Origin of the sequence: Paraburkholderia sp. SARCC-3016, assembly GCF_031119615.1 — a bacterium.
GTDB lineage: Bacteria > Pseudomonadota > Gammaproteobacteria > Burkholderiales > Burkholderiaceae > Paraburkholderia.
The window spans coordinates 199442-223145 of sequence record NZ_JAVHZD010000004.1 but is presented as its reverse complement, the minus strand read 5'-3'; the positions used below and the strand labels follow the sequence as shown (position 1 = coordinate 223145).

22 protein-coding genes and 1 pseudogene are annotated in these 23704 nt (G+C 65.0%); 11 read left to right on the top strand and 12 right to left on the bottom strand.

The window, feature by feature from the left end; translation table 11 throughout:
• Window positions 1-13: 13 nt before the first annotated feature.
• Window positions 14-1276, bottom strand: coding sequence for a cation:proton antiporter (locus tag QYH69_RS06360; protein ID WP_308831032.1), 1263 nt, complete (start codon window positions 1274-1276; stop codon window positions 14-16).
• Between the two features lie 425 nt (window positions 1277-1701).
• Here QYH69_RS06360 and QYH69_RS06355 point away from each other — a divergent pair, with 425 nt between their 5' ends.
• Window positions 1702-2559 (top strand): transporter, encoded by an 858-nt coding sequence (locus QYH69_RS06355; RefSeq protein WP_308831088.1) that lies wholly within the window; start codon window positions 1702-1704, stop codon window positions 2557-2559.
• Window positions 2560-2754: 195 nt separating this feature from the next.
• Here QYH69_RS06355 and arcC read toward each other — a convergent pair whose 3' ends face one another.
• The 9 genes and pseudogenes from arcC to QYH69_RS06310 all read right to left on the bottom strand — a co-directional run bounded on the left by arcC (window position 2755) and on the right by QYH69_RS06310 (window position 11737).
• Window positions 2755-3693: a carbamate kinase gene (gene arcC, locus QYH69_RS06350; RefSeq protein WP_374992357.1), complete on the bottom strand. Its 939-nt coding sequence runs from the start codon at window positions 3691-3693 to the stop codon at window positions 2755-2757.
• A 78-nt stretch (window positions 3694-3771) separates the two neighbouring features.
• Window positions 3772-4782 (bottom strand): ornithine carbamoyltransferase, encoded by a 1011-nt coding sequence (locus QYH69_RS06345; protein ID WP_075161482.1) that lies wholly within the window; start codon window positions 4780-4782, stop codon window positions 3772-3774.
• Window positions 4783-4818: 36 nt separating this feature from the next.
• A complete protein-coding gene (arcA, locus tag QYH69_RS06340) occupies window positions 4819-6072 on the bottom strand; it encodes an arginine deiminase (protein ID WP_308831085.1) in 1254 nt (417 codons plus the stop codon).
• Window positions 6073-6278: 206 nt separating this feature from the next.
• A complete protein-coding gene (locus QYH69_RS06335) occupies window positions 6279-6773 on the bottom strand; it encodes a hypothetical protein (protein WP_308831031.1) in 495 nt (164 codons plus the stop codon).
• On the bottom strand, window positions 6761-7288 hold the full coding sequence (locus QYH69_RS06330) for a flavodoxin (RefSeq protein ID WP_308831030.1): 528 nt from the start codon (window positions 7286-7288) through the stop codon (window positions 6761-6763). The genes QYH69_RS06335 and QYH69_RS06330 overlap by 13 nt, the downstream gene beginning before the upstream one ends.
• Window positions 7289-7360: 72 nt before the next feature.
• Window positions 7361-8401: a zinc-dependent alcohol dehydrogenase family protein gene (locus tag QYH69_RS06325; protein ID WP_308831029.1), complete on the bottom strand. Its 1041-nt coding sequence runs from the start codon at window positions 8399-8401 to the stop codon at window positions 7361-7363.
• Window positions 8402-8579: 178 nt separating this feature from the next.
• The gene (locus QYH69_RS06320) at window positions 8580-10295 is read right to left on the bottom strand and encodes an alpha/beta fold hydrolase (RefSeq protein ID WP_308831084.1); all 1716 of its coding nucleotides are present in this window, start codon (window positions 10293-10295) and stop codon (window positions 8580-8582) included.
• A gap of 197 nt (window positions 10296-10492) precedes the next feature.
• Window positions 10493-10993: pseudogene (locus tag QYH69_RS06315) on the bottom strand (SDR family oxidoreductase); the annotation flags it as partial.
• Window positions 10994-11218: 225 nt separating this feature from the next.
• The gene (locus QYH69_RS06310) at window positions 11219-11737 is read right to left on the bottom strand and encodes a hypothetical protein (RefSeq protein WP_308831028.1); all 519 of its coding nucleotides are present in this window, start codon (window positions 11735-11737) and stop codon (window positions 11219-11221) included.
• A gap of 258 nt (window positions 11738-11995) precedes the next feature.
• Between QYH69_RS06310 and QYH69_RS06305 the strand changes: the two genes are divergently transcribed.
• Genes QYH69_RS06305 through QYH69_RS06295 form a run of 3 tightly spaced genes read left to right on the top strand, consistent with a single transcriptional unit; the run spans window position 11996 to window position 14213 of the window.
• Window positions 11996-12835 carry a universal stress protein gene (locus tag QYH69_RS06305; RefSeq protein ID WP_308831027.1) on the top strand — a complete coding sequence of 280 codons (840 nt, stop codon included), beginning with the start codon at window positions 11996-11998 and terminating at the stop codon, window positions 12833-12835.
• A gap of 50 nt (window positions 12836-12885) precedes the next feature.
• Complete coding sequence (locus tag QYH69_RS06300; RefSeq protein ID WP_308831026.1) at window positions 12886-13389, top strand: universal stress protein; 504 nt, start codon at window positions 12886-12888, stop codon at window positions 13387-13389.
• Window positions 13386-14213: a universal stress protein gene (locus QYH69_RS06295; RefSeq protein WP_308831025.1), complete on the top strand. Its 828-nt coding sequence runs from the start codon at window positions 13386-13388 to the stop codon at window positions 14211-14213. Before QYH69_RS06300 ends, QYH69_RS06295 begins: the two co-directional genes overlap by 4 nt.
• A 2-nt stretch (window positions 14214-14215) precedes the next feature.
• On the opposite strand, the gene QYH69_RS06290 is transcribed toward QYH69_RS06295, so the two are convergent.
• Window positions 14216-14674, bottom strand: coding sequence for a universal stress protein (locus QYH69_RS06290; RefSeq protein ID WP_308831024.1), 459 nt, complete (start codon window positions 14672-14674; stop codon window positions 14216-14218).
• A gap of 450 nt (window positions 14675-15124) precedes the next feature.
• Between QYH69_RS06290 and QYH69_RS06285 the strand changes: the two genes are divergently transcribed.
• The 6 genes from QYH69_RS06285 to QYH69_RS06260 all read left to right on the top strand — a co-directional run bounded on the left by QYH69_RS06285 (window position 15125) and on the right by QYH69_RS06260 (window position 20122).
• Complete coding sequence (locus tag QYH69_RS06285; RefSeq protein WP_308831023.1) at window positions 15125-17221, top strand: PAS domain-containing sensor histidine kinase; 2097 nt, start codon at window positions 15125-15127, stop codon at window positions 17219-17221.
• On the top strand, window positions 17218-17865 hold the full coding sequence (locus QYH69_RS06280) for a response regulator transcription factor (RefSeq protein ID WP_308831022.1): 648 nt from the start codon (window positions 17218-17220) through the stop codon (window positions 17863-17865). The genes QYH69_RS06285 and QYH69_RS06280 overlap by 4 nt, the downstream gene beginning before the upstream one ends.
• A 142-nt stretch (window positions 17866-18007) precedes the next feature.
• The gene (locus tag QYH69_RS06275) at window positions 18008-18418 is read left to right on the top strand and encodes a response regulator (RefSeq protein ID WP_308831021.1); all 411 of its coding nucleotides are present in this window, start codon (window positions 18008-18010) and stop codon (window positions 18416-18418) included.
• Window positions 18419-18431: 13 nt separating this feature from the next.
• On the top strand, window positions 18432-19223 hold the full coding sequence (gene fnr, locus QYH69_RS06270; protein ID WP_308831020.1) for a fumarate/nitrate reduction transcriptional regulator Fnr: 792 nt from the start codon (window positions 18432-18434) through the stop codon (window positions 19221-19223).
• Between the two features lie 117 nt (window positions 19224-19340).
• Window positions 19341-19688 (top strand): c-type cytochrome, encoded by a 348-nt coding sequence (locus tag QYH69_RS06265; RefSeq protein ID WP_308831019.1) that lies wholly within the window; start codon window positions 19341-19343, stop codon window positions 19686-19688.
• A 62-nt stretch (window positions 19689-19750) separates the two neighbouring features.
• Window positions 19751-20122 (top strand): DUF3564 domain-containing protein, encoded by a 372-nt coding sequence (locus QYH69_RS06260; RefSeq protein ID WP_308831018.1) that lies wholly within the window; start codon window positions 19751-19753, stop codon window positions 20120-20122.
• A gap of 7 nt (window positions 20123-20129) precedes the next feature.
• Here QYH69_RS06260 and QYH69_RS06255 read toward each other — a convergent pair whose 3' ends face one another.
• On the bottom strand, window positions 20130-20450 hold the full coding sequence (locus QYH69_RS06255) for a hypothetical protein (protein WP_308831017.1): 321 nt from the start codon (window positions 20448-20450) through the stop codon (window positions 20130-20132).
• 285 nt (window positions 20451-20735) lie between these two features.
• On the opposite strand from QYH69_RS06255, the gene QYH69_RS06250 reads away from it, so the two are divergent.
• Window positions 20736-23648, top strand: a complete 2913-nt coding sequence (locus tag QYH69_RS06250) for an AMP-binding protein (protein ID WP_308831016.1) — start codon at window positions 20736-20738, stop codon at window positions 23646-23648.
• Window positions 23649-23704 lie beyond the last annotated feature (56 nt).

The window sequence follows — 23704 nt, the reverse complement described above, 5'->3', positions numbered from 1 at the left end:
CGCGTAGCCGGTATCAGGTGCCTTCGGCGGCTGCCCGGTCCGCGCCGGACGTATCCTGATCGAGTTCCGGCGCGTTGTTTCCCAGAGATGCGGTCGACTTCGCATACCAGCCGATCGCCGGAAGCGCCGTCAGGCCGTGCGCAAAAATGCTGAGCAGGACGGTCGCCATGACGGCAAGCTTGATGACCGGTTCTCCGGGCAGACCGGTATTGCCTTCGAGATAGACAAGCCCGAGAACAATGGAGGCGAGCCCCCTCGGGCCGAACCACCCCATGAAAAACACCGTGGAGCGGCTCAGATGCGTACCACGCAACGCTACCGCCACCGGCAGCATGCGCACCAGTGTCAGACTCAGCACGGCATACAGCACGATCGCGAAAGTGAATTGAGCCCAGACTTGCGTGACAAGCAGGCCGAACAGGAAGAAGACGAAATAGTTGAACAGTTGGCCCCAATCTTCCGTGAACTCGACGCTATGCTTTCCGACTTCGCTAAAGCCGATCTGCGTCGTGAGTCCGGCGACGAATGCCGCGATGAACATGCTTGCGCCCGTGGCCTCCGAAGCGACCACGCAAGCAAGCGGAAGCGCCACGACGCCGAGCTGGGCGACGGGCTCGGCCATCCACTGCTTGCGCCGCGCAAGGCCCAGCAGATAGCCGCCTGCGAGGCCGATGCCGAGCCCCACCAGCGTTCCGTAACCAAGCTGTTCGATCACGAAGCGCGTCAGCACCGAGCCGCCGTTGCCTGCTTCGCGCGCCTCGGCCAGCGCAATGAAAAACATCAGAAAAGGCACTGCGAGACCGTCGTTCAGGCCGGCTTCGACATTCAAGGCCTGACGAATCCGTCGCGGCACGCGCGAACTATTGACGATGACCTGCCCAAGGCCGGCGTCGGTCGGCGCGAGGATCGCGGCAACGATGCCGGCCTCCCAGAAGGTCATGGTCCTGAACACGCCCATCGCACAGAGCAGGCCGAGCACGATGGTGAGCAGCATGCCCGTGCTCAGCAGACGCACCGGCAAATTCGTTTCGCCCCTCAGCATCGACAAACGGACTCGCGAAGCATCGGTGAAGAGCGTCATCACGAGCCCCAGTTCCGCGAGCATCAGCAGACCTTTGCGGTCCAGCGCGAGTTCGCGCAACGCTTCATGCGAGAAAGACATGAGCACGCCGACCGCGGTGAACAGGATGGGCGCCGTGAAGACCGTCTGCTCCAGCCGCTTGGAAATCAGGCTGTACAGAAAGACGGACAGGATGAATGCAGCGATGATGATCATCGGTCATCTCCCGGGGCTGCAGGGGACATGCGTACATCACATCGCTAATCGGGCCGATGTCGATTGATTCATGTCAAGCCGGTACATCATGGACGGCTCGAGCCGGTTTGCCGCGAATCATTTAACGACGCCGTACAGAGCGCACGACCGGCGCGGCCGCACCACACAAATACGCGAGAAAAGCGATTGACGGACCTTTGCCGGGCGTCAAACCTGACGCATATCAAGCCGGCTGCGCCGTTCACCGCTAGCGTGACGGCAAACAGATCACGGCCAGTCAAACGCGTTTCACTGGGCTCACCATGCGGGCTGCACGTCTTCTTTCCATGCGGTTCGATGCGCGACCATCGCGCCGTCTGCTGCAAGCGCTTCGCATCCGCAGAGGCGGCAACGCATTGGCGGGCGCATCGCTGCTGCTCGCCGCGCTGCATGCAGCGGCGCAGGAACTGGAGCCGCGCGCCTACTCGCCCGCGCCGATAGGGACCAATTTCATCGGACTTACCTACACGCGGCTCAGCGGCCAGGTCCTCACGGATCCTTCGTTACCGGTTACCGACATCAAGGCAAACATCAACTCGCTCTCTGCGGGCTACGTGCATGTATTCGACCTTGCCGGACGCGCCGCATCGATCGGACTCGTTGCGCCGTTCGTCAGTGGCGATGTGTCGGGGAAGGTGTTCGATGCGCCCAATCAGGTGCATCGTGCGGGCGTGGGAGATCTGCGCTTCAGGCTCGCGATCGATCTGTCGGGCGGCCCCGCGCTTACACCTGAGGAATTCGCTCGCCGCCGGCAAGACACGATCTTCGGCATGAGCCTCGCGGTCGTGGCGCCGACGGGACAGTACGAGCCCCGGCGCCTCATCAATGTCGGCAGCAACCGGTGGGCATTCAAACCGGAGGCCGCCGTCTCGCAGCCATTCGGAAACTGGTTCGCCGAAGCATCGGTGGGCGTATGGCTATTCACCGACAACGACGCATTTCTCGGCGACAGACGACGCAGCCAGGCGCCTCTTGCCGTGCTGCAGCTTCATGGCGGCTACACGTTCCGTCCGGGGTTGTGGATCGCCACCGACGTCGGCTTCTATGCCGGCGGCGCGACTACGGTCAATGGCATCGGCAACGACGACAGGCAAAACAACGCACGCTATGGCCTCACGCTTTCGGTGCCGGTCACGCGCAACTGGTCGGCCAAGCTCGCCGTATCGAACGGGTTCATGGTGAGGGCCGGAGGCAACTACAAGGCTGTTTCGCTGACGCTTCAGTATCTGTGGTTCAACCAATGATGTGACGACCGTCGGCAGTTGCTCACCGGAAGCGATTGACGTATGTCAACGAGGTGCTTGCTGTAAACCCTATTCTTTGACGTGCGTATGCGACGATTCCCTATTGGTATCGGTACGCGTTTGTGCGAGGTGATCGCCATGAGTCAGCCATCGGTCTGGATGACGTCCCCCGTACTGTACGGGTCTCGGCACGCGCTACGCCGGCGCATAGAACCGTATTCCGTGCTCGCGCACGCCGATGCGCGTCCCGGCCGTGCGCCCGACAATCGCGACGATGTCGGGCAACGCGCCGATCACCGCGTCTTTTCCGGTCTTGCGGGCGAACTCGATTGCCGCCGCGATTTTCGGTCCCATCGATCCCGCTGCGAAGCCTAGCTTTTCGAGTTCGTCGGGATGTGCGTAAGAAATCGCCCTTTGTGACGGCGTGCCCCACTCGACATAGGCGGCGTCGACGTCGGTCGCAATGACGAGCAGATCCGCGTCGAGCTCCCGCGCAAGCAATGCGGAGCACAAGTCCTTGTCGATCACGGCCTCGACGCCCCGCAGCTTGTGGTCTTCTCCGTAGCAGGTCGGGATGCCGCCGCCGCCGGCGCAGATCACGATCGTGCCTTTTTCGAGCAGCCATTTGACGGGCCTTATCTCGAAGATTCGCTGCGGCTTCGGGCTGGCCACCACACGGCGATATTTGTCGCCGTCCGGCGCGATGCTCCAGCCCTTCTCACGAGCGAGCTTCTGTGCTTCGTCCTTCGTATAGACCGGCCCGATCGGCTTGGTCGGATGGCTGAATGCCGGGTCCGCCGGATCGACTTCGACCTGCGTCAGAATCGTCGCAAACGGCACCTCGAAGGGCAGCAGGTTGCCGAGTTCCTGCTCGATCAGATAGCCGATCATGCCCTCGGTCTGCGCGCCGAGCACGTCGAGCGGATACGGCGCGACGTCCTTGTAAGCCGCGCTTTGCAGCGCCAGCAGACCGACCTGCGGCCCGTTGCCGTGCGCAATGACAAGCTCGTTTCCTTTAGCCACCTGAGCGATCTGCGCGGCGGCCGTCCTGACGTTTTCGCGTTGCTGGTTCTCGGTCATTGGCTGACCGCGTTGCAGAAGCGCGTTTCCGCCCAAAGCAATGACAATGCGCACGATATTCTCCTTTCACTGCGCGAGCCGCGAGCCGCGCGCAGCGGCGCGGCTCGTGCGAAAACAGTTGCGTCCGGTCGATCAGAGATCGGCCAGCGTCGCGACGAGAATCGCCTTGATCGTATGCATCCGGTTTTCCGCCTGCTCGAACGCGATATTGAAGTCGGACTCGAACACGTCCTCGGTCACTTCGATACCGTTGGCCAGATGCGGATAGCGTTCCGCGATCTGCCGGCCGACCTTCGTTTCGCAGTTGTGAAACGCGGGCAGACAGTGCATGAACTTCGTTCTCGGGTTGCCGGTCGCCTCGATCAGTTGACGGTTCACCTGATACGGCAGCAGTTCCTTGATGCGTTCGTCCCACGTTTCGACGGGCTCGCCCATCGATACCCAGACATCGGTATGAATGAAGTCCACCTGGCTCACCGCTTCTTTCGGATCTTCGGTCAGCTTCATGCGCGCGCCGCTTTCCCTGGCGAAGCGTTCGCAAGCCTCGATATGGGCGGCGTTGGGCCAGAGCGAGCGCGGCGCTCCGATGCGCACGTCCATTCCGAGCTTCGCGCCGATCAGCAGCAGCGAGTTGCCCATGTTGTTGCGCGCATCGCCAAGATACGCATAGCTGATGTCATGAAGCGGCTTATCCGAGTGTTCGCTCATGGTCAATACATCGGCGAGCATCTGGGTCGGATGGTATTCGTCGGTCAGGCCGTTGAAGACGGGCACGCCTGCATAGCGCGCCAGCTCTTCCACGACGTCCTGACTGAAGCCGCGATACTCGATCGCGTCGTACATGCGGCCGAGTACGCGCGCCGTGTCCTTCATGCTTTCCTTATGACCGATCTGCGATGAGGCCGGATCGATATAGGTAACGTGCGCGCCCTGGTCGTGCGCCGCCACTTCGAACGCACAACGCGTGCGCGTCGACGTCTTTTCGAAAATCAGCGCAATGTCCTTGCGCAGCAGGTGTTGCTGCTCGGTACCCGCATACTTCGCGCGCTTCAGATCGCGCGACAGGTCGAGCAGATAGCGCAGATCGCGAGTGCTATGGTGCATCAGGCTCAACAGGCTTCGATTTCGCAGATTGAAAGCCATCATTCGTCTCCGTTGTTTCCCATGTTTCGCAGTCGCTCAATAGTCGACCGCGTCGCGCATCACCGGGCAGGTCATGCAGTGGCCACCGCCGCGTCCGCGGCCCAGTTCGCTGGCCGTGATCGTGATCACTTCGATGCCGGCCTTGCGCAACAACGTGTTGGTGAAGGTATTGCGGTCATAGCCGATCACGACGCCCGGTTCGACGCAAACCATGTTGTTGCCGTCGTCCCACTGTTCCCGCTCCGCGGCAAACCGGTTACCGCCCGTTTCGACGACGCGCAGTTCCTTCAGGCCGAGCGCATCGCCCACCGCCTGCACGAACGGCTTGTCTTCGCGGTGAACGCTTATGCCGTATGCGCTTTTCTCGTCGGGTCTGACCGAAAAGGTGACGATTTGCCTGACCACCTCGGGGAAGATCGTGACGAGATCGCGGTCGCAGAAGCTGAACACCGTGTCGAGGTGCATCGCCGCGCGCGATTTCGGCAGCCCGGCCACCAGCACCTGCTGCGCGGCCCCTTTGGCAAACAATGCTCGCGCGACCTGTCCGATCGCCTGACGCGAGGTGCGCTCGCCCATGCCGATCAGCACGATGCCTTTGCCGATCGGCATGACGTCGCCGCCTTCGAGCGTCGCCGCGCCATGATCGATATCGGGATCGCCCCACCAGACATCGAAGTCGGCGCCTGCGAAGTCCGGATGAAATTTGTAGATGGCCGCGGCGAGCAGCGTCTCCTGTCTGCGCGCCGGCCAATACATCGGATTGAGCGTGACGCCGCCGTAGATCCAGCACGTCGTGTCGCGCGTAAACATCATGTTCGGCAACGGCGACAGCAGAAAGCTCGAGTAACCGACATATTCGCGATAAAGCTTCAGAACCGGCGCATCGCTGCCCGGGATGTCGTCGATCGATACGCCGCCGATCAGAAACTCGGCAAGCCGGCGCGGCTCCAGTTCGTTCATCCATGCACGCACTTCGTTACTCAGGCCGACGCCGACGCTGTTGTCGCTGATCTTGCGGTCGAGTATCCAGTTGCGCGCTTCGGGATTGCCGAGCGTCTGCGTCAGCAGATTGTGCACATCGAGCACTTCGACGCCGCGCTCGCGCATCTTCGTGACGAAATCGAAATGATCGCGCTTGGCCTGGCTGACCCACATGACGTCGTCGAACAACAGTTCGTCGCAGTTGCCGGGCGTCAGGCGCTGATGCGCCAGCCCCGGCGAAGAAACCATGACCTTGCGCAGCTTGCCTACCTCGGACCACGCGCCGAGCTTGCCGACTTCCGTATTCATCGCATTTCTCCTAGGTTTCGATCGGGGCGTCGAAAACACCGTGCGAAGCACGAATGCCGCGATCATGTGCTGCAGTTTCCCAGCCTCGATCGCCGACGCCATGACATGGATCAAAAGGGGCGCTGACGTTGCGCCAGAGTTCCGGCTGCCGGTTTATTGCGCATCGAGCCCGAATGCCTCCCCGGCCCCGGGCCGCGCAACGCGCTTTATCCCGGCGGCGCGACGGCCTGCGCAAACGCGGTCTCGGTTGCCTCGATCTGCGGCGCGCATTGCTTATAGGTCCAGCCTGGGCCGCCTACGCTGTCGTACATGCCGCGGCACAAACCCTTGAGCCGGATACGCGTCGACCCATCCTCGCAGGCGATGCGTTCGGCCCAGAAATAGGCGACGCCGAACTCGTGCGGCCGCTCGGTTTCAATCACGCCCGCATCGGCGCGGCGGATGCGTGTCGGCGAATGCTCGGCGACAAAGGCTCGCGTGCGCTGCCAGATCCCGTCGCACACGTCCGGCGCCCGACATGTGATGGACGCGCGTTCGCGCGCCATCGCAAGTCCGGCTTCGCTTTTCTCGAACGCCGAGCCGCGATCGTCGTGACCGTGCCCATATGGATCCTGCCAGCCGGTGATCGCGCAACCGGCCGCCGCAGCGACGCACGCGATCGCGAGGCCCGCGCGCACGATCCGCCCGCCTACATCGTCCATTCAATCGTCTCCAGCGTCGCGAGACGGTGACGGATCTTGTGCGCGAATTCATTGACAAGCACATGCTCGCGACCTGCGCGCAAATCGGCGCCGGACACCGCGCAAGTCGCGAGCGGCGACAAGCCGACGCTCGCATGCATCTGTTCGAATGCCTTTTCGCTGCCGCGGCCGCCGAGGCTGCAAAAAAATGCCACGTGCCGGAATTGCCTGTGGTGCGCGGCCAGCCACGTCGCGACCGGCGTCGATGCGCAACTGGCCCAGACCGGCGTGCCGACCACGACGATGTCGTAGTGCGAGGGGTCGTGCATCGTCGGTCGCAGATTGGCGCGACGGTGCGCAATGACATCGACGATCGAGCGCGCATAGCCGCGCGTGCCGCTTCGCCAGCGCGGGCCTTCGCGTTCGTGCAAGGTCTCGCAATCGGCCGGCAATATCGCCGCGAGCATATCGGCGAGGCGCTGTGTCGTGCCGCTTCGGGAAAAGCAGACGACCAGTATTCGAGGACGATCCTGCATGGCCAGTTCTCCTTCCAATCGTAGCCGCCATGCGGCCGCTCCTTGCTGCACGGCGAGCGGCCGCATGCGCACCTAGTCCACTTCGATGAGCACCTTCAGTGCGTGCGAGTCGGCCGCATGGCTGAAGGTGTCGTACGCATCCATCGCCCGGCTCAATGCGAACCGGTGCGTAATCAGCTTGCGTGGATCGAGCCGCCCTGCACGCACCGTCTTCAGCAGCATCGGCGTACTGACCGTATCGACGAGGCGCGTCGTGATCGAAATATTCCGGTCCCACAGTTTCTCGAGATGCAGATCGGCCTTCACGCCGTGCACGCCGATGTTCGCGATTACGCCGCCCGGCGCGACCAGCGCTTCGCAGAGTTCGAACGTCGCCGGCACACCGACCGCCTCGATCGCGCAATCGACACCGACCGAACCGGTCAGCTTCATGACCTGTGCGACGGCGTCGCCGCCGCGCGCATCGACGCATGCGGTCGCGCCGAATTGCTGCGCGATCTCGAGGCGGTTCGGGTCCTGGTCGATCATGACGATCTGCGCGGGCGAATAGAACTGCGCGGTCAGCAGCGCCGCGAGTCCGATCGGGCCCGCGCCGACGATCGCGACGGTGCTGCCGGGTTCGACCTTGCCGTTGAGCACGCCGCACTCGAAGCCAGTCGGCAAAATGTCGGACAGCATGACGAGCGCCTCCTCGTCGAGCCCGGCTGGAATGCGGTACAGGCTCGTTTGCGCATGCGGAATGCGCACGTATTCGGCTTGCGTGCCGTCGATCCGGTTGCCGAGAATCCACCCGCCGGTCGTGCAATGCGAATACATGCCGCGCCGGCAGTACTCGCACTGGCCGCATGACGAGATGCACGAGATCAGCACGTGGTCGCCGACGGCGAGCCCCGATACCGCCTGGCCGACGCTGTGCACGATGCCGACGCCCTCGTGGCCGAGAATGCGCCCCGGCTCGCAGCTCGGCACGTCGCCCTTCAGGATATGCAGGTCGGTGCCGCAGATCGTCGTGCGCGTTACCTTGACGATCGCGTCGGTCGCACCGGCGAGCTCGGGCATCGGCCGTTCGTCGAGCGACTTCTTGCCCGGCCCGTGATAAACGACTGCTTTCATGGATTTGTCCTCCGTGGATGGCGTATCGATTGCCTGCTGCACGTCGCATAAACGTATGTCGTTAATCTACGAGGCAGCAGCAGGCGAGCACTTGACGTCGATCAAGTGCATGGCGAACCGCGCGGGGAAATCACGACACGACAGACGCCACGACAGACGCCACGGCGCGCGGCGCGAATCACGGCTCCAGCACATAGGAACCGGGCGCATCGGCCAGTGCGCCGTCGATCTGGCGCGCGTCGACCGCGCCGCTCGAATGCGCCTGCAGCCACGCGGCCCAGCGCGGCCACCACGAACCGTCGACCGGCGGCGTGTCTTCGAAGAAGTCGTGCCGGCTGCGATACGGCGCGCCCGGCTCGCGAATCGCGCAGCGGTAGTAGCGGCCCGCGTGGCCGGGCTCCGAAACAATGCCCGCGTTATGGCCGCCGGCCGTCAGCAGGAAAGTCATTTCGTTATGCGTAAGCAGGTGCAGCTTGTACACCGAGCGCCACGGCGAAACGTGGTCGCGTTCGGTGCCGACGATAAATGCCGGCGTCTCGATATCGGACAGCGCGACCGGCCGGCCGTCGACGCAATAGCGCCCTTCCGCGAGATCGTTGTTGAGCAGCAGCCCGTTCAGATACTCGATGTGCATCCGGTACGGCATGCGCGTCGCGTCGGCGTTCCACGCCATCAGGTCGTTTGGCTTCGAGCGGCGGCCGAGCAGATACTCGCTCATCATGCGCGACCAGATCAGATCGCGCGCATTGAGCAACTGGAACGCCGCAGCCATTTGCGAGCCGTCGAGATAGCCCTGCCGCCACATCAACGCATCGAGCGCGGCGAGCTCGCTGGCGTCGATGAACAGTCCCAGTTCGCCCGGCGCGCTGAAGTCGGTTTGCGCGGCAAGCAACGTGATCGACCGCAGTGCAGCGCTTGCGCCATCGCGCGCGAGCGCTGCGGCGGCGATCGCGAGCAGCGTGCCGCCAAGGCAATAACCGACCGCGTGCACGGGCTCGCCTTCGCAACGAGCGCGCACCTGCGCGAGCGGTTCGAGTATGCCGAGCGTCAGATAGTCGTCGAGCGCGAGGTCGCGGTCGGGCGCATCCGGATTGCGCCACGACACCGTGAATACCGTAAAGCCCGCATCGACCAGAAAACGGATCAGCGAATTGTGCGGCTGCAGATCGAGAATGTAGTACTTCATGATCCACGACGGCACGATGAAGATCGGCTCGCGGGCAACGCGCTTCGACGTCGGCGTGTACTGCAGCAGTTCGCAAAGCGCGTTGCGCCAGACGACCTTGCCCGGCGTGATCGCGAGCTCATGGCCCGGGCGGTAGGCGGACTGGCGCGGGGCCCGCTCGCCGCGCAAGGCGCGCGCGATATCCGCGAAATCTTCGATCCAGTTGCGCGCGCCGGCCGCAAAATTGCTGCCGCCGGTACGTACCGCCGTTTCGAGCACGGCCGGATTCAGCATCGCGATATTGCTCGGCGAACAGGCGTCGAGCCATTGACGCGCGCTGAAATTCGCGATGTCTTCGTGATGCCGGCTGACGCCGGGCACGCCGGTCGTCGCTTCATGCCACCAGCGCTGCGCGCGCAGGAAGCCGTCGCGAAACAGGCAATACGGCCAGTGTGCCCAGCCCGCGTTCGAGAATCGCGGGTCGGTGACATCGGCGGCGTGATGCGCGTGGCCAGGCACGGCCGCGGACCACGCATCGGATAACTGCAGCGACAGGTCGAGCCATTTGCCAGGCGCAATCGCGCTGTGCATGGCCCAGTCGAGAAAGGCGAGCGTCATCGAGGCCGGCGAAAGGCCGCCCGTCAGCACGGCAAGCGCGGCCTGCGCCGCCTGATCGAGCGGATCGCCATGCGCGGACAGCACGGTTGCACAGTCGTGCTGTTTCGCCATTGACGGTTTCGGCTGCCGGTGGTGCTCGCGCAGGCCGTCACGGGCGCCTCGCGCATCGAGCGCCGCCGCGCCGGGCGCGCCACGCAGCGATGGCGATGGCGATGGCGATGGCGATGGCGGTTGCGGTTCCGGTTGCGGTTGCGATTCCGATTGCGGCGCGGCGCCCACCTCTTCTGCCTGCGTTCGAGTGATTTCGCTCATCGCATATGCATGCCGCCGTTGATGTCGATTTCGGCGCCGGTGATGAATGCCGCCTCGTCCGAACACAGAAACGCAATCAGCGCCGCGATTTCATCGGGCCGCCCCAGCCTACCGACCGGAATCTGCGGCAGGATGCGGGTTTCCATCACCTCGCGCGGCACGGCTTCGACCATCGCCGTAGCCAGATAACCGGGCGCCACCGTATTGACCGTGACGCCATGCTTCGCGACTTCGAGCGCAAGCGCCTTGGTAAAGCCGTGAACGCCGGCCTTGGCCGCCGAATAGTTTGCCTGTCCGTAGGCGCCGCGAACGCCGTTCACCGAGCCGATATTGACGATGCGGCCGAAGCCGCGCGCGAGCATCCCCGCGAGGAACGGCTTCGTCATGTTGAAGATGCCGTCGAGATCGGTGCGCATGACGCGGTCCCAATCGGGCTTCGACATCTTTGCGAATGTCGCATCGCGCGTCACGCCGGCGTTATTGATGAGGATATCGACATGTTCCAATTCGTCGATCACCCGGCGCGCAAGTCGGATCGTAGCCATGTCGTTCTGTGAGCCAAGGAGTTGGTAGAATGTTTTGTCTTCCTAAGACCGCTTGGCCTCCGACTTGTGAGCCAAGGAGTTGGTAGAATGTTTTGTCTTCCTAAGACCGCTTGGCCTCCGACTTGGCTGATTGCCGAGCCAAGGCCGCCCATGCCTCCCGTCACGAAAGCCACTCGCTTATCCGACATGCTGTTCTCCTCGTGCAGCGCGCCTCTGACGCGCGTCGGGCGCTGCCTCGGCGAGGTTGGCGGCGAATCCCGCGGGTGCCCCCGTGCTGGCCATCATCCGCTCGAAAATCGACATCCATTCGCGCGCGGGCTGAGCGGAAGCGTCGAACGCGGGCAGGCCGCGCCACCATCCCGTCCACGCCGCGAAGCCATTGCCGCTCGCGCGTTCGAGCGCGCTCGCGAGCGCCCCCTGGTTGCCGCCCGCGATCCGGATACCGTCCTGCCAGATCTGCGCAGTGGCGCTCAGATAGTCGCGCAACGCGGATTGCGCGTCGGCGGAAAACCCGTGCCAGTCGACGGCGCGCGACGCTTCCTGCATGCGCCGCGCAGCCGCGCGGTCGCGCGCGATCCGTTTGCCTTCGAGCTCATGCAGATCGTTGCGCCAGCCTTGTGCGAGCGCCGCCAGTTCGAACACCGTCGCCATTCCGGTACGGCATTCGTCGAACCACGCTTTCGAGACGTCGATCATCGTGCCTCCATTCCGTAGTGAGCACCCGAAAACCGGGCGCGTGCGCCGACGGGGCACGTAGCAGCCCCGTGCACGCATCGCTGTGCATCGACTCTAATCCGCGTATCGCGCGGGCCGTTGACATGGGTCAATCAAAGCCGGTGCCGCCGCGTCTCGCATGCCGGGTTTCAGGTTGATCTGCGTCAACGCGACAGTTGCAGGGCCACTTAGACTGAAGTCCGGTCCCGGGCCTCGCGCCCATGCAACGGAGCACACGCGATGAGCTATCGAAGCATCCTCGTCCATCTGGACAACGGCGAACACAGTGCGCCACGGCTCGACGTGGCGCTGCGCATCGCGAAGCAATTCGGTGCACAGATCACAGGGTTGCACGCGATCTTCACGCCCGACCCGCGTGCATTCTTCGTGATGGCGGGCACGGCAGAGTACTACTCCGAACATCTGCGCGCGCGCGAAGAGCGGCGCGACGCCGTGCAACGGCTTTTTTATGCGGAATGCCTGCGCGCGAAAGTCACCGGCCATTTCCTCACCGCCAGCGAACACGGCAACCGGGCGGTCGCGCAGTACGCACGTCTGGCCGATCTCGCGATCGCCGGGCAGAGCGACCCGAACGATCCGGAGTCGTACATCGACGATCACTTCGCCGAACACCTCGTGATGACCGCGGGGCGGCCTGTATTGCTCGTGCCGTACGCGGGCGTATTCCCGAGCATCGGCAGCCGGATTCTGATCGCCTGGAACGGCGGTCGCGAAGCGGCTCGCGCCGCCTTCGACGCCGTGCCGTTTCTCACCCATGCGAAGCAGAACACCGTGGTCACCGTGCACGGCGCGGCCGACGAATTGCCGGGCGATCGCATCCCGGGCGCCGATATCGCGCTCACGCTCGCGCGTCATGACGCGGTGGTCGACGTGCTCGAACTCGAGGCGCCGACCGGCGCGCGCGCCGGCGACGCGCTGCTGTCCTGCGCACACGATCGCGGCTGCGATCTGCTCGTGATGGGCGCGTACGGACACGCGCGCTGGCAGGAGGCCGTGATGGGCGGCGTCACGCGCACCGTCCTCCGATCGATGACGATGCCGGTGCTGATGTCGACATAAAAAGCGGCGCGCCAGGCCGGCGCCGCGCGTTCCACAGAGGAGGAAGCCTCATGTATTCGAATATCCTGGTTGCGCTCGACGGCAGCGAGACGTCGATGCGCGCGCTCGGCTTCGCGTTGCGGCTTGCGCAGGAAAGCCACGCATTGCTGCACCCCGTCTACGTGATCGATGTGCCGCTGATCGCATTCGATACGCCCGGCTTCGACCCCGTCGTCGTGCGCGATGCGTACTGCGAGGAAGGCAAGCGCGTGATCGACGTGGCGCGCGGCCGGATGGAGAAAGCCGGCGTCAAGGGCCGTGCGCGTGTCGTGGAAGCGACCGCGCCGGCCGAAGACGTCGCGTACCGCATCCAGCGCACCGCCATCGAGTGCGGCGCCGATCTGATCGTGATGGGCACGCACGGCAGGCGCGGTTTCCGGCGGCTCGTGCTGGGCAGCGTGGCCGAGCGCGTGCTGCGCAACGCGACCTGCCCGGTCCTGCTGATTCCAGCGCAGGCGAGCGTGCCGGACGCGAACGAAGCGGCGCGGCACGGCGCCGAAAAGGAACTGTCATGAGCTACAAGACCTTGCTCGTACACCTCGACGACAGCCCGCACTGCACGGCACGCACCGCGGTCGCGCTCGATCTCGCCCGCCGGTACAACGCGCACCTGATCGGGCTTTATACCGTATGCCGGGAGATCTTCCAGCCGCTGTGCCGCCCGAGCGACAGCGTGCGGCTCGAGACGCTCGATACGCAATATGCCGAGCGCCGCGAGCAGGCGCAGGTGGCCTTCATCGACGCCGCGCAACGCGCGGCGTGCAGCTTCGAATGGCGCGCACCGCCCGGCCCGGCAGTCGCGGCAGCCGTGCTCAGTGCGCGCCACGCCGATCTGGTCGTGCTCGGCCAGTTGGACCCGCATGAGCCGTCGAACTATATCGCGCGCCATTTCATCGAAGACGTGCTGATGACGTCAGGACGGCCCGCGCTGATCCTGCCGTACGCGGGGCAGGTGAAGACGCTCGGCGAAAACGTCGTGATCGCATGGGACGGAAGCCGCGAAGCGGCCCGCGCGCTGACGGATGCGCTGCCGCTGATCCGGCGCGCGCGTTTCGTAACGATCGAAACGGTCGGCCGCCAGCGCGACGACGGCAGACTCCCCCCCATCGACGTGGCCGCTTTTCTCGAACGCCACCAGATACAGGCATCGTTCTCGACGACGCCGCACATCGCGGCCATCAGCGCCGGCGCGACGCTGTTGAATCGCGTCGCCGACCTGCACGCGGACCTGCTCGTAATGGGCGCGTACGGCCACTCGCGCGCGCAGGAGCGCGTGCTCGGCGGCTCGACGCGGACTGTGCTCGAATCGATGACGGTGCCGGTGCTGATGTCGCATTGAAGTCAGGTCGCCGCAGCGGGCGCGCGCACGAGCAATACGGGCTGGTTCGCAGTCCGCACGACGGCCTCGGCCACACTGCCGAGCAGCAGGCGTTTCACGCCGCGCCTGCCATGCGTGCCCATCACGATGAGCTCGGCCTCGGCCTCGTCGGCCGCGAGCGCGATCAGGCTCGAGACTTCCACGCCGCACGAATCGATCATGCGCACCGTTCCTGTCACGCCCTCGCGGTTAAACCGCGCTGCCGCCTCCTCGAGCGCGACGGACGCCTGCTTGTATGAAGCGGTCTCCGTCTGGTACTCGTCGACGAAACCCGAGTCGACGTCGACGAGTTTCATCCCATGCGACACCACGCTCACCGCTTCGACCACCGCGCCCGAAACGCGCGCGAGCGAAATGGCTTCGTCGAGCGCGCGCCGCGAACACCGGCTGGCGTCGAGCGCAAGCAATATCCTCTTGTACATGGCTCCTCCGTCGGGCATGAGCCCGCTGTCCGTCGCGGCCTCGTCCTCGCGATGCCGTGTGGCCAGTTTGACGGCGCCGCGGCGTGCGCCCTTGATGCCGATCAACGCTTGCCGTGTTGGCTGGCCGGCAGCAAAAACGGGCAATACGCGATGCCATGGATGCGGGCCGGCTCGGGGACGGTACGATTGGCGCGTCGCGAACAAGCGTGCACAATCACGCGTAGCAGTCGCCGCGCTTGCCTTCGCGTCGCTGCGCGCCAATGCCGCGCAGCGCGATACACGGGCGCGCGCGTTGCCGTGCGCAATGGACGCGGCGAGCCGGCGCGTCGACCGGGCCAGTCGGGTTGGCCCACGGGTTGACTCACGGGTTGGCCCACGGGTTGGCCCATCGAGTCGGCACATCTATTGGAGGCGTTGTCGATGGCAACGGACAATCAGGAAAATTCGCCCATGAAAATGCGCCGCTGGGTCAGACGCGAACGGCGCCTGGCGAAGCCGGCCATTGTCTGCGCGCTCGTCGTCGTGATCGGTGTGACGGCAACCTTCGCGGTGGCGCACGCCGTGATGCACGAACTGCGTCAGTCGGCCCAGGCCCGCTTCGAGCGGCGCATCGAGCGCATCACGACGACCGTGCGCAACGAACTGCAGACCAGCGCGCTCTGGCTCGCAACGGCGCGCGAAGTCGTCGAAGCGTCGCCGCGCGCCCCGCGGCAGGCGTCGCGCGAATTCGCCGACACGCTCGATCCCGGCCGCGCGGCGACGCCGGTGCGCGCATTCGAATATGTGGCCGCCGACACGATCGCCGACGCGCAGGCGCCGCGCGACCCCGCATCGTCCGCGCCCGCCGACGGCCCGCCGGCAGGCAACCCCTATGCGGACCCCGCCGTACATGCCGCGCTGCGCGACGCGGCGCAATCGGGACAGGTTGTGCTTGCCGCGCCCGCCGCGCCATATGCCGGCGCTGCCCAAGGCGAGCGCGGCAACGCGCTGTTACTCGCGCTGCCCGTTCGCACGCAGCATGCCGGCGACCCGGCCGCAGCGTCCGCAGCGGCTGTCTCAGGCTTCCTGATCGCATCGGTCGATCCCGGCCGGCTTTTCGAGCCCGCCGGCATTTCCGAACGCGGCCTCGACATGTCGCTTGCCATCGGCTCGCCGCCGCAGACGGTGTACGCCGCGGCGCGCGGCGACAATGACGCGCCGGGCACGCGCCGCGCATTGGCAGCGACGAGAATGGTTTCATTCGGCGGCGCAATGCTGACGCTCGCTTTTTCCGCCGACGCGGGCACGGCCAATGCGGGCGAGGCCGGCCCGGTCGCGATCGTGCTTGTCGCGGGACTTACCGCCACCGTGCTCGCGGCGCTCGCATGCTACTGGGTTTCGTTGCATGCGAGCAGTCCCGCGCGCGTGGGCGACGCCGTGCTCAACGAGGCTCGCATGATGAACATCGTGCAGGCATCGTCCGATGCGATCATCACGATCGACGACACGCAGCGCATCGTCATCTTCAACCCGATGGCGGAGCGCGTGTTCGGCGTCTCGGCCATGGAAGCGATTGGCACGACGCTCGATCGCTTCATTCCGGCGCGCTACCGCGCGGCGCACGCGGGCCATGTCGAGCAGTTCGGCGTAACCGGCGTATCGACGCGGCAAATGGGCCGGCAGCGCGTGCTCAGCGGTATCCGCGCAAACGGCGAAGAATTCCCGCTCGAGGCGTCGATCTCGCAGGTCCGGGACCGCATGGGCAAGCTCTACACGGTCGTGTTGCGCGACGTCACGGAACGCGTGCACGCCGAAAACGCGCTCAAGCAGTCGCGCGAGGAGTTGCGCGACCTGTCCGCCAATCTGCAACAGGTGCGCGAGGAAGAAAAGATGCGCATAGCGCGCGAGCTCCACGACGACCTCGGCCAACAGCTGACCGCGCTGAAAATGGATCTGTCGTCGGCCGAGCAGGCGCTCGCGCCCGCGCAAACGGGCCAGCCGGCCGGCGCGCAGGCCGCGGCCGGCGAAGCGCTGCGGATGCTGGCCGGCATGCGCAAGCTCATCGATTCCACGGTCGCATCGCTGCGCCGCATCGCCGCGGACCTGCGCCCGGTCATGCTCGACGACCTCGGCCTGCTGCCGGCGATCGACTGGCTCGCGCGCGACTTCAATCAGCGGTACGGCATTCCGGTCGAGCAGCATATCCACGCAGAGCAGACGAATTTCACGCGCGAGGCGGCCACCGCGATTTTCCGCATCGTTCAGGAGGCACTGAACAACGTCGCGCGTCACGCCGACGCGACGAACGTCCGCTTGCGGCTCGCGACCGACGAGGGCCTCTGCACGCTGCAGGTCGTCGACGACGGGCGGGGCGCGGACGAGCCGCCCCGCTGGCCCGGCACGCAGCACCAAGCGGAGCTGGGCAGGACTTTCGGCCTCATCGGCGTGCGCGAGCGCGCACGCATGCTTGACGGAACGGTTACTATCGAGACAGCGAAGGACAAGGGCTTTATCCTTACCGTTTCCTTTCCGTTACGCGCGGTACAACAGGAAGAGACGCTCCTATGACCCGGGTTTTGATTGCCGACGATCACGCGATGGTGCGCGACGGATTGCGCCACATCCTGCAGAGCGCAAGCGGCTTCGAGGTCGCCGGCGAAGCATGCGACAGCATCACGACCATCGCCTTGATCCGCAAGACGCCGGCGCAGATTCTCGTGCTCGACCTCTCGATGCCCGGCCGCAACGGCCTCGAGCTCATCAAGCAGATCAGGGAAGAAAAACCGGAGCTGCGCATCCTCGTGCTGACGATGCATGCGGAACAGCAGTATGCGGTGCGCGCGTTCAAGGCCGGTGCGTCCGGCTACCTGACAAAGGAAAGCGCCAGCGCCGAACTCGTCGGCGCCTTGACGAAGATCGCGTCGGGCGGCGTCTATGTGAGCCTTGCGATGGCCGAGCGGTTCGCGCAAAGCCTGAACGAGCCGGCGGACACATTGCCGCATCAAAGGCTGTCCGATCGCGAATTCGACGTGTTCCGCCGCATCGCCGCTGGTCAGACAATTACCGAAATCGCCCAGGCGCTGTGCGTGAGTTCGAAGACCATCAGTACATACAAAATGCGCATCCTCGAAAAGATGCAGATGCCGCACGAAGCCGCGCTCGTGCGTTACGCCATGCGCCATCAGCTGTTCGACGATCAGGACGAAGCCTGACGCGCGAGACCCGCCCGGGACGCGGCCGTTCCGTTCCCGCTCTCCCCGTGTAGGAAACCGCCTACAAAAAACCGCAGCGCCCTACTCGAACTTCCACCGTCGCCGATTCTTTTTTGAGATAGCAGCGACGATACTGCGGTGCATGGATACCGATGTGCACCGCGCCCCCCTCAAAGTGTTTCTCGTCGAAGATGCGGCGAGCGTCCGACGCAATATCGCGCAACTGCTCGAACTGCTGGCCGGCGTGCAGATTGTCGGCGAAGCCGAAGACAGCGAAACGGCGCTCGACGCGATTCGCGCGTGCCGTCCCGATGTCGCGGTCATCGACCTGCGGCTTTCGGCCGGCAGCGGCATCGAACTGATTTCGGCGCTCGCGAAAAGTCTGCCCGACATTGTGACGATCGCGCTGACGAATCATTCGGGAGCGGCGTTCCGCGCCGCGTGCAGCAAAGCCGGTGCGCATTACTTTTTCGACAAGACTGCCGAGTTCGACGCAGCGTGCAACACCATCCGAGACCTTTCGTTAGCGCGCCGGCGGCGCGCCATTGATTAACGAGGAGCCGATCATGTCATTCGCACTCGCCGAACAGGCCGCGCCATATGCCGCGCCGGCCCACGCCTTCCATCAGATTCATCAGGTCGATCCGTCGCCGGGCGCCGAATCCGGCAAGCGGACCGCCGTGCGTTGCTCGGGCTGCTCGATGCGCTCGGTCTGCATGCCTGCTGGCCTCTCCGCCGCGGAGCTCGCACAGCTCGATGCGGTGATCTGCACGACGCGCCCCGTGCATCGCGGCGAGGCGCTATACCGCGCCGGCGATGCGTTCCAGAGCATCTACGCGGTGCGCGTCGGCTCGTTCAAGACCATCGTCATGCATCGCGACGGCCGCGAACAGGTCACGGGCTTTCAGATCGCGGGCGAAGCGCTCGGTCTCGATGGCGTATGCACGAGCCGCCACAATTGCGATGCGATCGCGCTCGAGGACAGCGTCGTCTGCGTGATTCCGTTCATGCAGCTCGAAGCGGTCTGCCGCGAAATACGCGCCATGCAGCATCACGTGCACCGGATGATGAGCGGCGAGATCGTGCGTGAATCGTCGCTGATGATGCTGCTCGGCACGATGACCGCGGAACAGCGCGTGGCAGCATTCCTGCTGAATCTGTCGAAGCGTTTCAAGGCGCTCGGTTATTCGCAGTCCGAGTTCAATCTGCGCATGACACGCGAAGAGATCGGCTGTTACCTCGGCATGAAACTCGAAACCGTCAGCCGCATGTTCTCGAAGTTCCAGCGCGAACGGCTCGTCGATACGCGCGGCAGGCAGATCCGCATCGTCGATCTGGAAGGACTGTCGCGCGTTTGAGCACATGCCTGCGCAAGCGGGCTCGCCGACGCCGCGCTCCTGCAATCGGCACTTGATGTGCGTCAATGGCGCTATGGCGGCTTTCTTTAAAGTGGTGGCGAAAAGGAGCCCACGTCTATGCCAGCAATACATTTGCGCCTGATCGCAGCCTGCCTCGCCGTGTCGGGCTTCGCCGCAGTCGGCGCGGCGCACGCGCAGCGCGTCGAGCCCACGGAGCTCGTCGATCAGCAACACTGCATGTTTTGCCACACGTCGGACGCCCCTTTTCTCGCACCGGCGTTTCATCAGATCGCCGAGCGATATCGCGACAATCCTGACGCGATCCGTATGCTCGAACAGAAGCTGCGTGCCGGCGGCCGCGCGCATTGGGGCGACATGCCGATGCCGGTTTCCGCCGAGCGCGGCGGGCCGCCGCTGTCCGCCCAAGACGCGCATACGCTCATCGAGTGGGTCATGAGTCAGTGACTCGCCGGCCGCGCCTGAATCTCCGTTGCCGCTGCGCGACGACACTCCACACCGGAAGAGCCATGCGAATCACCGTACATCTCGACACCTTCGACTGCGCGGACCCTTCGGTCTACGCCATTCTGTGGCTCGACCTGGCGGCGCGCAAATGGTCGCGCGAAGGCCACGCGGTCATCGATCTGCCGGAATGGGGCGAGTTCGAAATCTCGGGTCCCGATACGCGCATCGACGGGCAACATACGGGACACGCGCTATGCGTGCTCGAAAAGCTCGATCTTTCACACGCTCAAGGACCATTCGAAGGAGAAAGCGGCCGCGCGCTGTGGTACCGCCGCGCCCATCACGCGCCGATCGTCGGACGGTGGCATGTGCAATGCCTCGACAGCACGGGTTCGGCGCCCGAGCACGGCGTATTCGCGGACGACCAGATGTAATCGCCTGCTAATGCGCGCGCGCTGTCGCCCGCCCCGCGAGCGTGGCGAGTTCGCGCTCGGCCAGATCGAACGCACGCTGCAGCGCGAGGCGCGGAACTTCATCGGAACAGTGCTCGAGCGGCTTGAAGCCCGATGTTTGCAGCAGCAGATCGAGGCGCACGTCGTAGACCGGGTGGCTGCTGCGCGGACGCAATGCCTCGATCGCAAGATGGCAGCCCGACAGCAGATTGCTATAGCGTTCGAGGCGCACGAGCTGCGCTCCCGCTTCACCTTCGAGTTCACGCGAGCCGGCAAAGCCGAGATACACGATCTGCATGCCGATGCCCATGATGCTCCTCCCAACGTAGCACATTGCCATTCACGCAATCGGCGCCGTTCTGGCGTCCTGGCGGGCATCTGCTGCGTTCCATCATGGTCCGATCCTTTGCGCGGGTCTTGACGTGTGTCAATCGGCCGACGACGCGCTGACTCATCCGGGCGCGCTTGACGTACGTCAAGGGCCGCCGGTGGAGACCGTGTCGAATAGGTGCATCGGCGCAGGCGAGCCACGTGGACAGAAGCCATCGCATGGCCGCGTCCGATCCATTGCCGGCAAGCCATGGTGGAGGAACCTATGACCACGCTCGACGAGCCCCATTCGACCCGGGCCGCGGACGCACGGACAAAGTTGCTCGACATCGTCCGCACACTCGCCGACGAATCGCGCGCAGCCGAGGCCAATGGCGATGCGGCAGCGCGGCACGGCTCCCCCGTTCAGGTGACGCTCGATACGCAGTTCGAACGGGATCTCGGGTTCGACAGCCTCGTCCGTGCGGAACTGCTGACCCGGATCGAAGCGGCTTTCGGCACGCATCTGCCGGTCGACGCATTTGCTTCGGCGAGAACGCCGGCCGATGTGCTTGGCGCGCTCGCCGACGCGTCCGAGGTGTCGCCGCCCTCGACAGGCACGCCGGTGCATACGTCGCCTGCAAGGCTCGCGGACGAACGGCTCGATACGCCGCACGCGGCCGCCACGTTGTCCGACGTGATTCGATGGCACGCCATGCGTCATCCGGACCGTACGCATCTCGTGATCGTCGACGAAGCCGGCCGCGAAACGCCGGTCAGCATCGGCGCGCTGTACCGGCAGGCCTTGCTTGCCGCAGGCGGCTTGCGCTCGCTCGGTATCGAGGCCGGCGACAGCGTGGCGCTGATGCTGCCGACGGGGCTCGACTACTTTGTCTGCTTTACCGCCCTGCTCTTCTGCAACGCGATTCCCGTGCCGCTCTATCCGCCTGCCCATCGCAGCGAACTCGAAGATCATATGCGCCGCAATATCGCGATCCTCGCGAATGCGCGCGCAAAGGCGCTGATCGCCGCGGGCGAAGTCAGCCTGATCGCCCGGCTGCTCGCGATTCAGGTGCCGACGCTGCATCACGTGTTGACGCCGCAAAAGATCGCACCACAGCCGATGCCGGCGCCGCTTGCGGCGCACGCCGACGACATTGCGTTGTTCCAGTACACGTCGGGCAGCACCGGCGCACCGAAAGGCGTGATACTGAGCCACCGGAACCTGCTCGCGAACATTCGCGCGATGGGCGAGCGGATGCACGTCACTGAACAGGACGTGCTCGTCAGCTGGCTGCCGCTGTACCACGACATGGGACTGATCGGCGCGTGGCTCGCGCCGCTTTATTACGGATTCCCGCTCGTCGTGATGTCGCCGCTCGCCTTTCTCGCGCGGCCAGCCGACTGGTTGCGCGCCATCGGCCGCCATCGCGGCACCATCACGGCGGCGCCGAACTTCGCGTATGAGCGTTGCGCCCATCGCCTCGCCGAACGCGACCTGTACGGCCTCGATCTCTCGTCGCTGCGCTTTGCCTTTTGCGGCGCCGAACCCGTCAATCCGCAAACGATGCGCGCGTTCGCCGCGCAATTCGCCGCCTATGGCCTCGCGCCGAATGCAATCACGCCCGTCTACGGACTTGCGGAAAATACGCTTGGCCTCGCATTTCCGCCGCCCTCGCGCGGCCTGCGCGTAGACCGCATCGTGCGCACGGCGCTTCACGAATTGGGGCTCGCGTTAGCGGCATTGAATGGCGACGACTTCGTCGAAACGGTCGGGTGCGGATTTCCGCTCGACGGAACCGAACTGCGCATCGTCGGCAGCGATGGCAAGGAGCTTGCGCAACGGCACGTCGGCAGGATCGAATTCCGCGGCACGTCGGCCACGCGCGGTTACTGGCGCAATGCGCCGCAGACCGAGGCGCTTTTCGATGACGGATGGCTCGATACGGGCGACCTCGGTTACGTCGCCGACGGCGAGCTGTTCGTGACGGGACGCGTGAAGGACATGATCATTCGCAGCGGGCGCCATTACTTTCCCTACGAACTCGAAGACACGATCGGCCGCATACCGGGCGTCGTGCATGGCGGCGTCGCCGTCTGCGCAGGCGTCGACAAACGCAACGGCACCGAGCGCGTCGTCATCATCGCGGAAACGACGCTGCCCGCCATCGACACCGATGCGCGCAGTCATCTGAAAGCGCGCATCAATGCGGCGGCTATCACGCTGTTCGGCGCGCCGGCGGAACAGGTGGCGCTGGTACGGCCGCGCAGCATCTTGCGCACGCCGGGCGGCAAGATCCGGCACGCGGCGACACTCGAGCGTTTCGAAAGCGGTGCGCACGCGCTGGCGCCGCGTGCGTTCTGGCGGCAGTTCGCCGACGCGATACGCCCCGGTTGTGCGGCACTGACGCATCGCGCGATTGACCAGGTGCGGCACGTCGCACGCGGGATCGTCTGCTGGAGCGCCTGCGCGGCGATTGCGACGGGCGTGTTCGCCAACATTGCGTTTCGCCGCGACGAAGCGCGCAACTGGCGCATCCTCGCGCGCGGGTGCCGCCTGTTTCTGCGCGCAGCAGGCTTGCGCGTCACGGTCGAAGGCGATTCCGACGCGCTGCGTGCCTCGCAGGTAGTGATCGTATCGAACCATACGAGTTATCTCGACGTCGTCGCGCTGGCGGCGACATTGCCGTCGCCGGTCGGCTTCGTGACCAAACGAGAACTGTCGCGCAATCCGTTCGCCGGTCCGCTGCTGCGTGCGATCGGCGCGCGTTTCGTCGAGCGCGGCGTCTACGCCGGCAGCCTCGCCGACGAAACACAGCTGATCGAATACGCAAAGGCCGGCGCACGTCTGCTGTTCTTTCCTGAAGGGACGTTTACACATGAAGCAGGCTTGCGCGCGTTTCATCTCGGCGCATTCCGGTGCGCATGCGTGACCGGATACCCGGTCGTGCCGATTGCCTTGCGCGGTTTGCGCCTCGCGATGCGCGACGGCGAGTGGATTCCGCGTCGAGGCGCGATAGCCGTTACCGTGCTGCCGCCGATCGCTCCCGAAGGCACCGATTTCGCCTCGACCGCGCGTCTGCGCGAACGCGCGCGCGCGTCGATCCTCTCGCACTGCGGCGAGCCCGATATGGCCGGGCGCCTCAGTGCGCCGACCGCTTCGCGTATCCCCGGTTCGGTCATGACCGACGGTCTGTAGGACCGCGCCGCATCGTGCGCGTGAACGCCACGCCGCTTGAAAGCGATGCGGCCTCA

Coding starts and splice junctions, on each gene's coding strand:
- QYH69_RS06360 (WP_308831032.1), bottom strand. CDS start 1,276: ATGATCATCATCGCTGCATTCATCCTGTCCGTCTTTCTGTACAGCCTG.
- QYH69_RS06345 (WP_075161482.1), bottom strand. CDS start 4,782: ATGGCTTTCAATCTGCGAAATCGAAGCCTGTTGAGCCTGATGCACCAT.
- arcA (WP_308831085.1), bottom strand. CDS start 6,072: ATGAATACGGAAGTCGGCAAGCTCGGCGCGTGGTCCGAGGTAGGCAAG.
- QYH69_RS06335 (WP_308831031.1), bottom strand. CDS start 6,773: ATGGACGATGTAGGCGGGCGGATCGTGCGCGCGGGCCTCGCGATCGCG.
- QYH69_RS06330 (WP_308831030.1), bottom strand. CDS start 7,288: ATGCAGGATCGTCCTCGAATACTGGTCGTCTGCTTTTCCCGAAGCGGC.
- QYH69_RS06325 (WP_308831029.1), bottom strand. CDS start 8,401: ATGAAAGCAGTCGTTTATCACGGGCCGGGCAAGAAGTCGCTCGACGAA.
- QYH69_RS06320 (WP_308831084.1), bottom strand. CDS start 10,295: ATGGCGAAACAGCACGACTGTGCAACCGTGCTGTCCGCGCATGGCGAT.
- QYH69_RS06310 (WP_308831028.1), bottom strand. CDS start 11,737: ATGATCGACGTCTCGAAAGCGTGGTTCGACGAATGCCGTACCGGAATG.
- QYH69_RS06305 (WP_308831027.1), top strand. CDS start 11,996: ATGAGCTATCGAAGCATCCTCGTCCATCTGGACAACGGCGAACACAGT.
- QYH69_RS06300 (WP_308831026.1), top strand. CDS start 12,886: ATGTATTCGAATATCCTGGTTGCGCTCGACGGCAGCGAGACGTCGATG.
- QYH69_RS06295 (WP_308831025.1), top strand. CDS start 13,386: ATGAGCTACAAGACCTTGCTCGTACACCTCGACGACAGCCCGCACTGC.
- QYH69_RS06290 (WP_308831024.1), bottom strand. CDS start 14,674: ATGTACAAGAGGATATTGCTTGCGCTCGACGCCAGCCGGTGTTCGCGG.
- QYH69_RS06285 (WP_308831023.1), top strand. CDS start 15,125: ATGAAAATGCGCCGCTGGGTCAGACGCGAACGGCGCCTGGCGAAGCCG.
- QYH69_RS06280 (WP_308831022.1), top strand. CDS start 17,218: ATGACCCGGGTTTTGATTGCCGACGATCACGCGATGGTGCGCGACGGA.
- QYH69_RS06275 (WP_308831021.1), top strand. CDS start 18,008: ATGGATACCGATGTGCACCGCGCCCCCCTCAAAGTGTTTCTCGTCGAA.
- fnr (WP_308831020.1), top strand. CDS start 18,432: ATGTCATTCGCACTCGCCGAACAGGCCGCGCCATATGCCGCGCCGGCC.
- QYH69_RS06265 (WP_308831019.1), top strand. CDS start 19,341: ATGCCAGCAATACATTTGCGCCTGATCGCAGCCTGCCTCGCCGTGTCG.
- QYH69_RS06260 (WP_308831018.1), top strand. CDS start 19,751: ATGCGAATCACCGTACATCTCGACACCTTCGACTGCGCGGACCCTTCG.
- QYH69_RS06255 (WP_308831017.1), bottom strand. CDS start 20,450: ATGGGCATCGGCATGCAGATCGTGTATCTCGGCTTTGCCGGCTCGCGT.
- QYH69_RS06250 (WP_308831016.1), top strand. CDS start 20,736: ATGACCACGCTCGACGAGCCCCATTCGACCCGGGCCGCGGACGCACGG.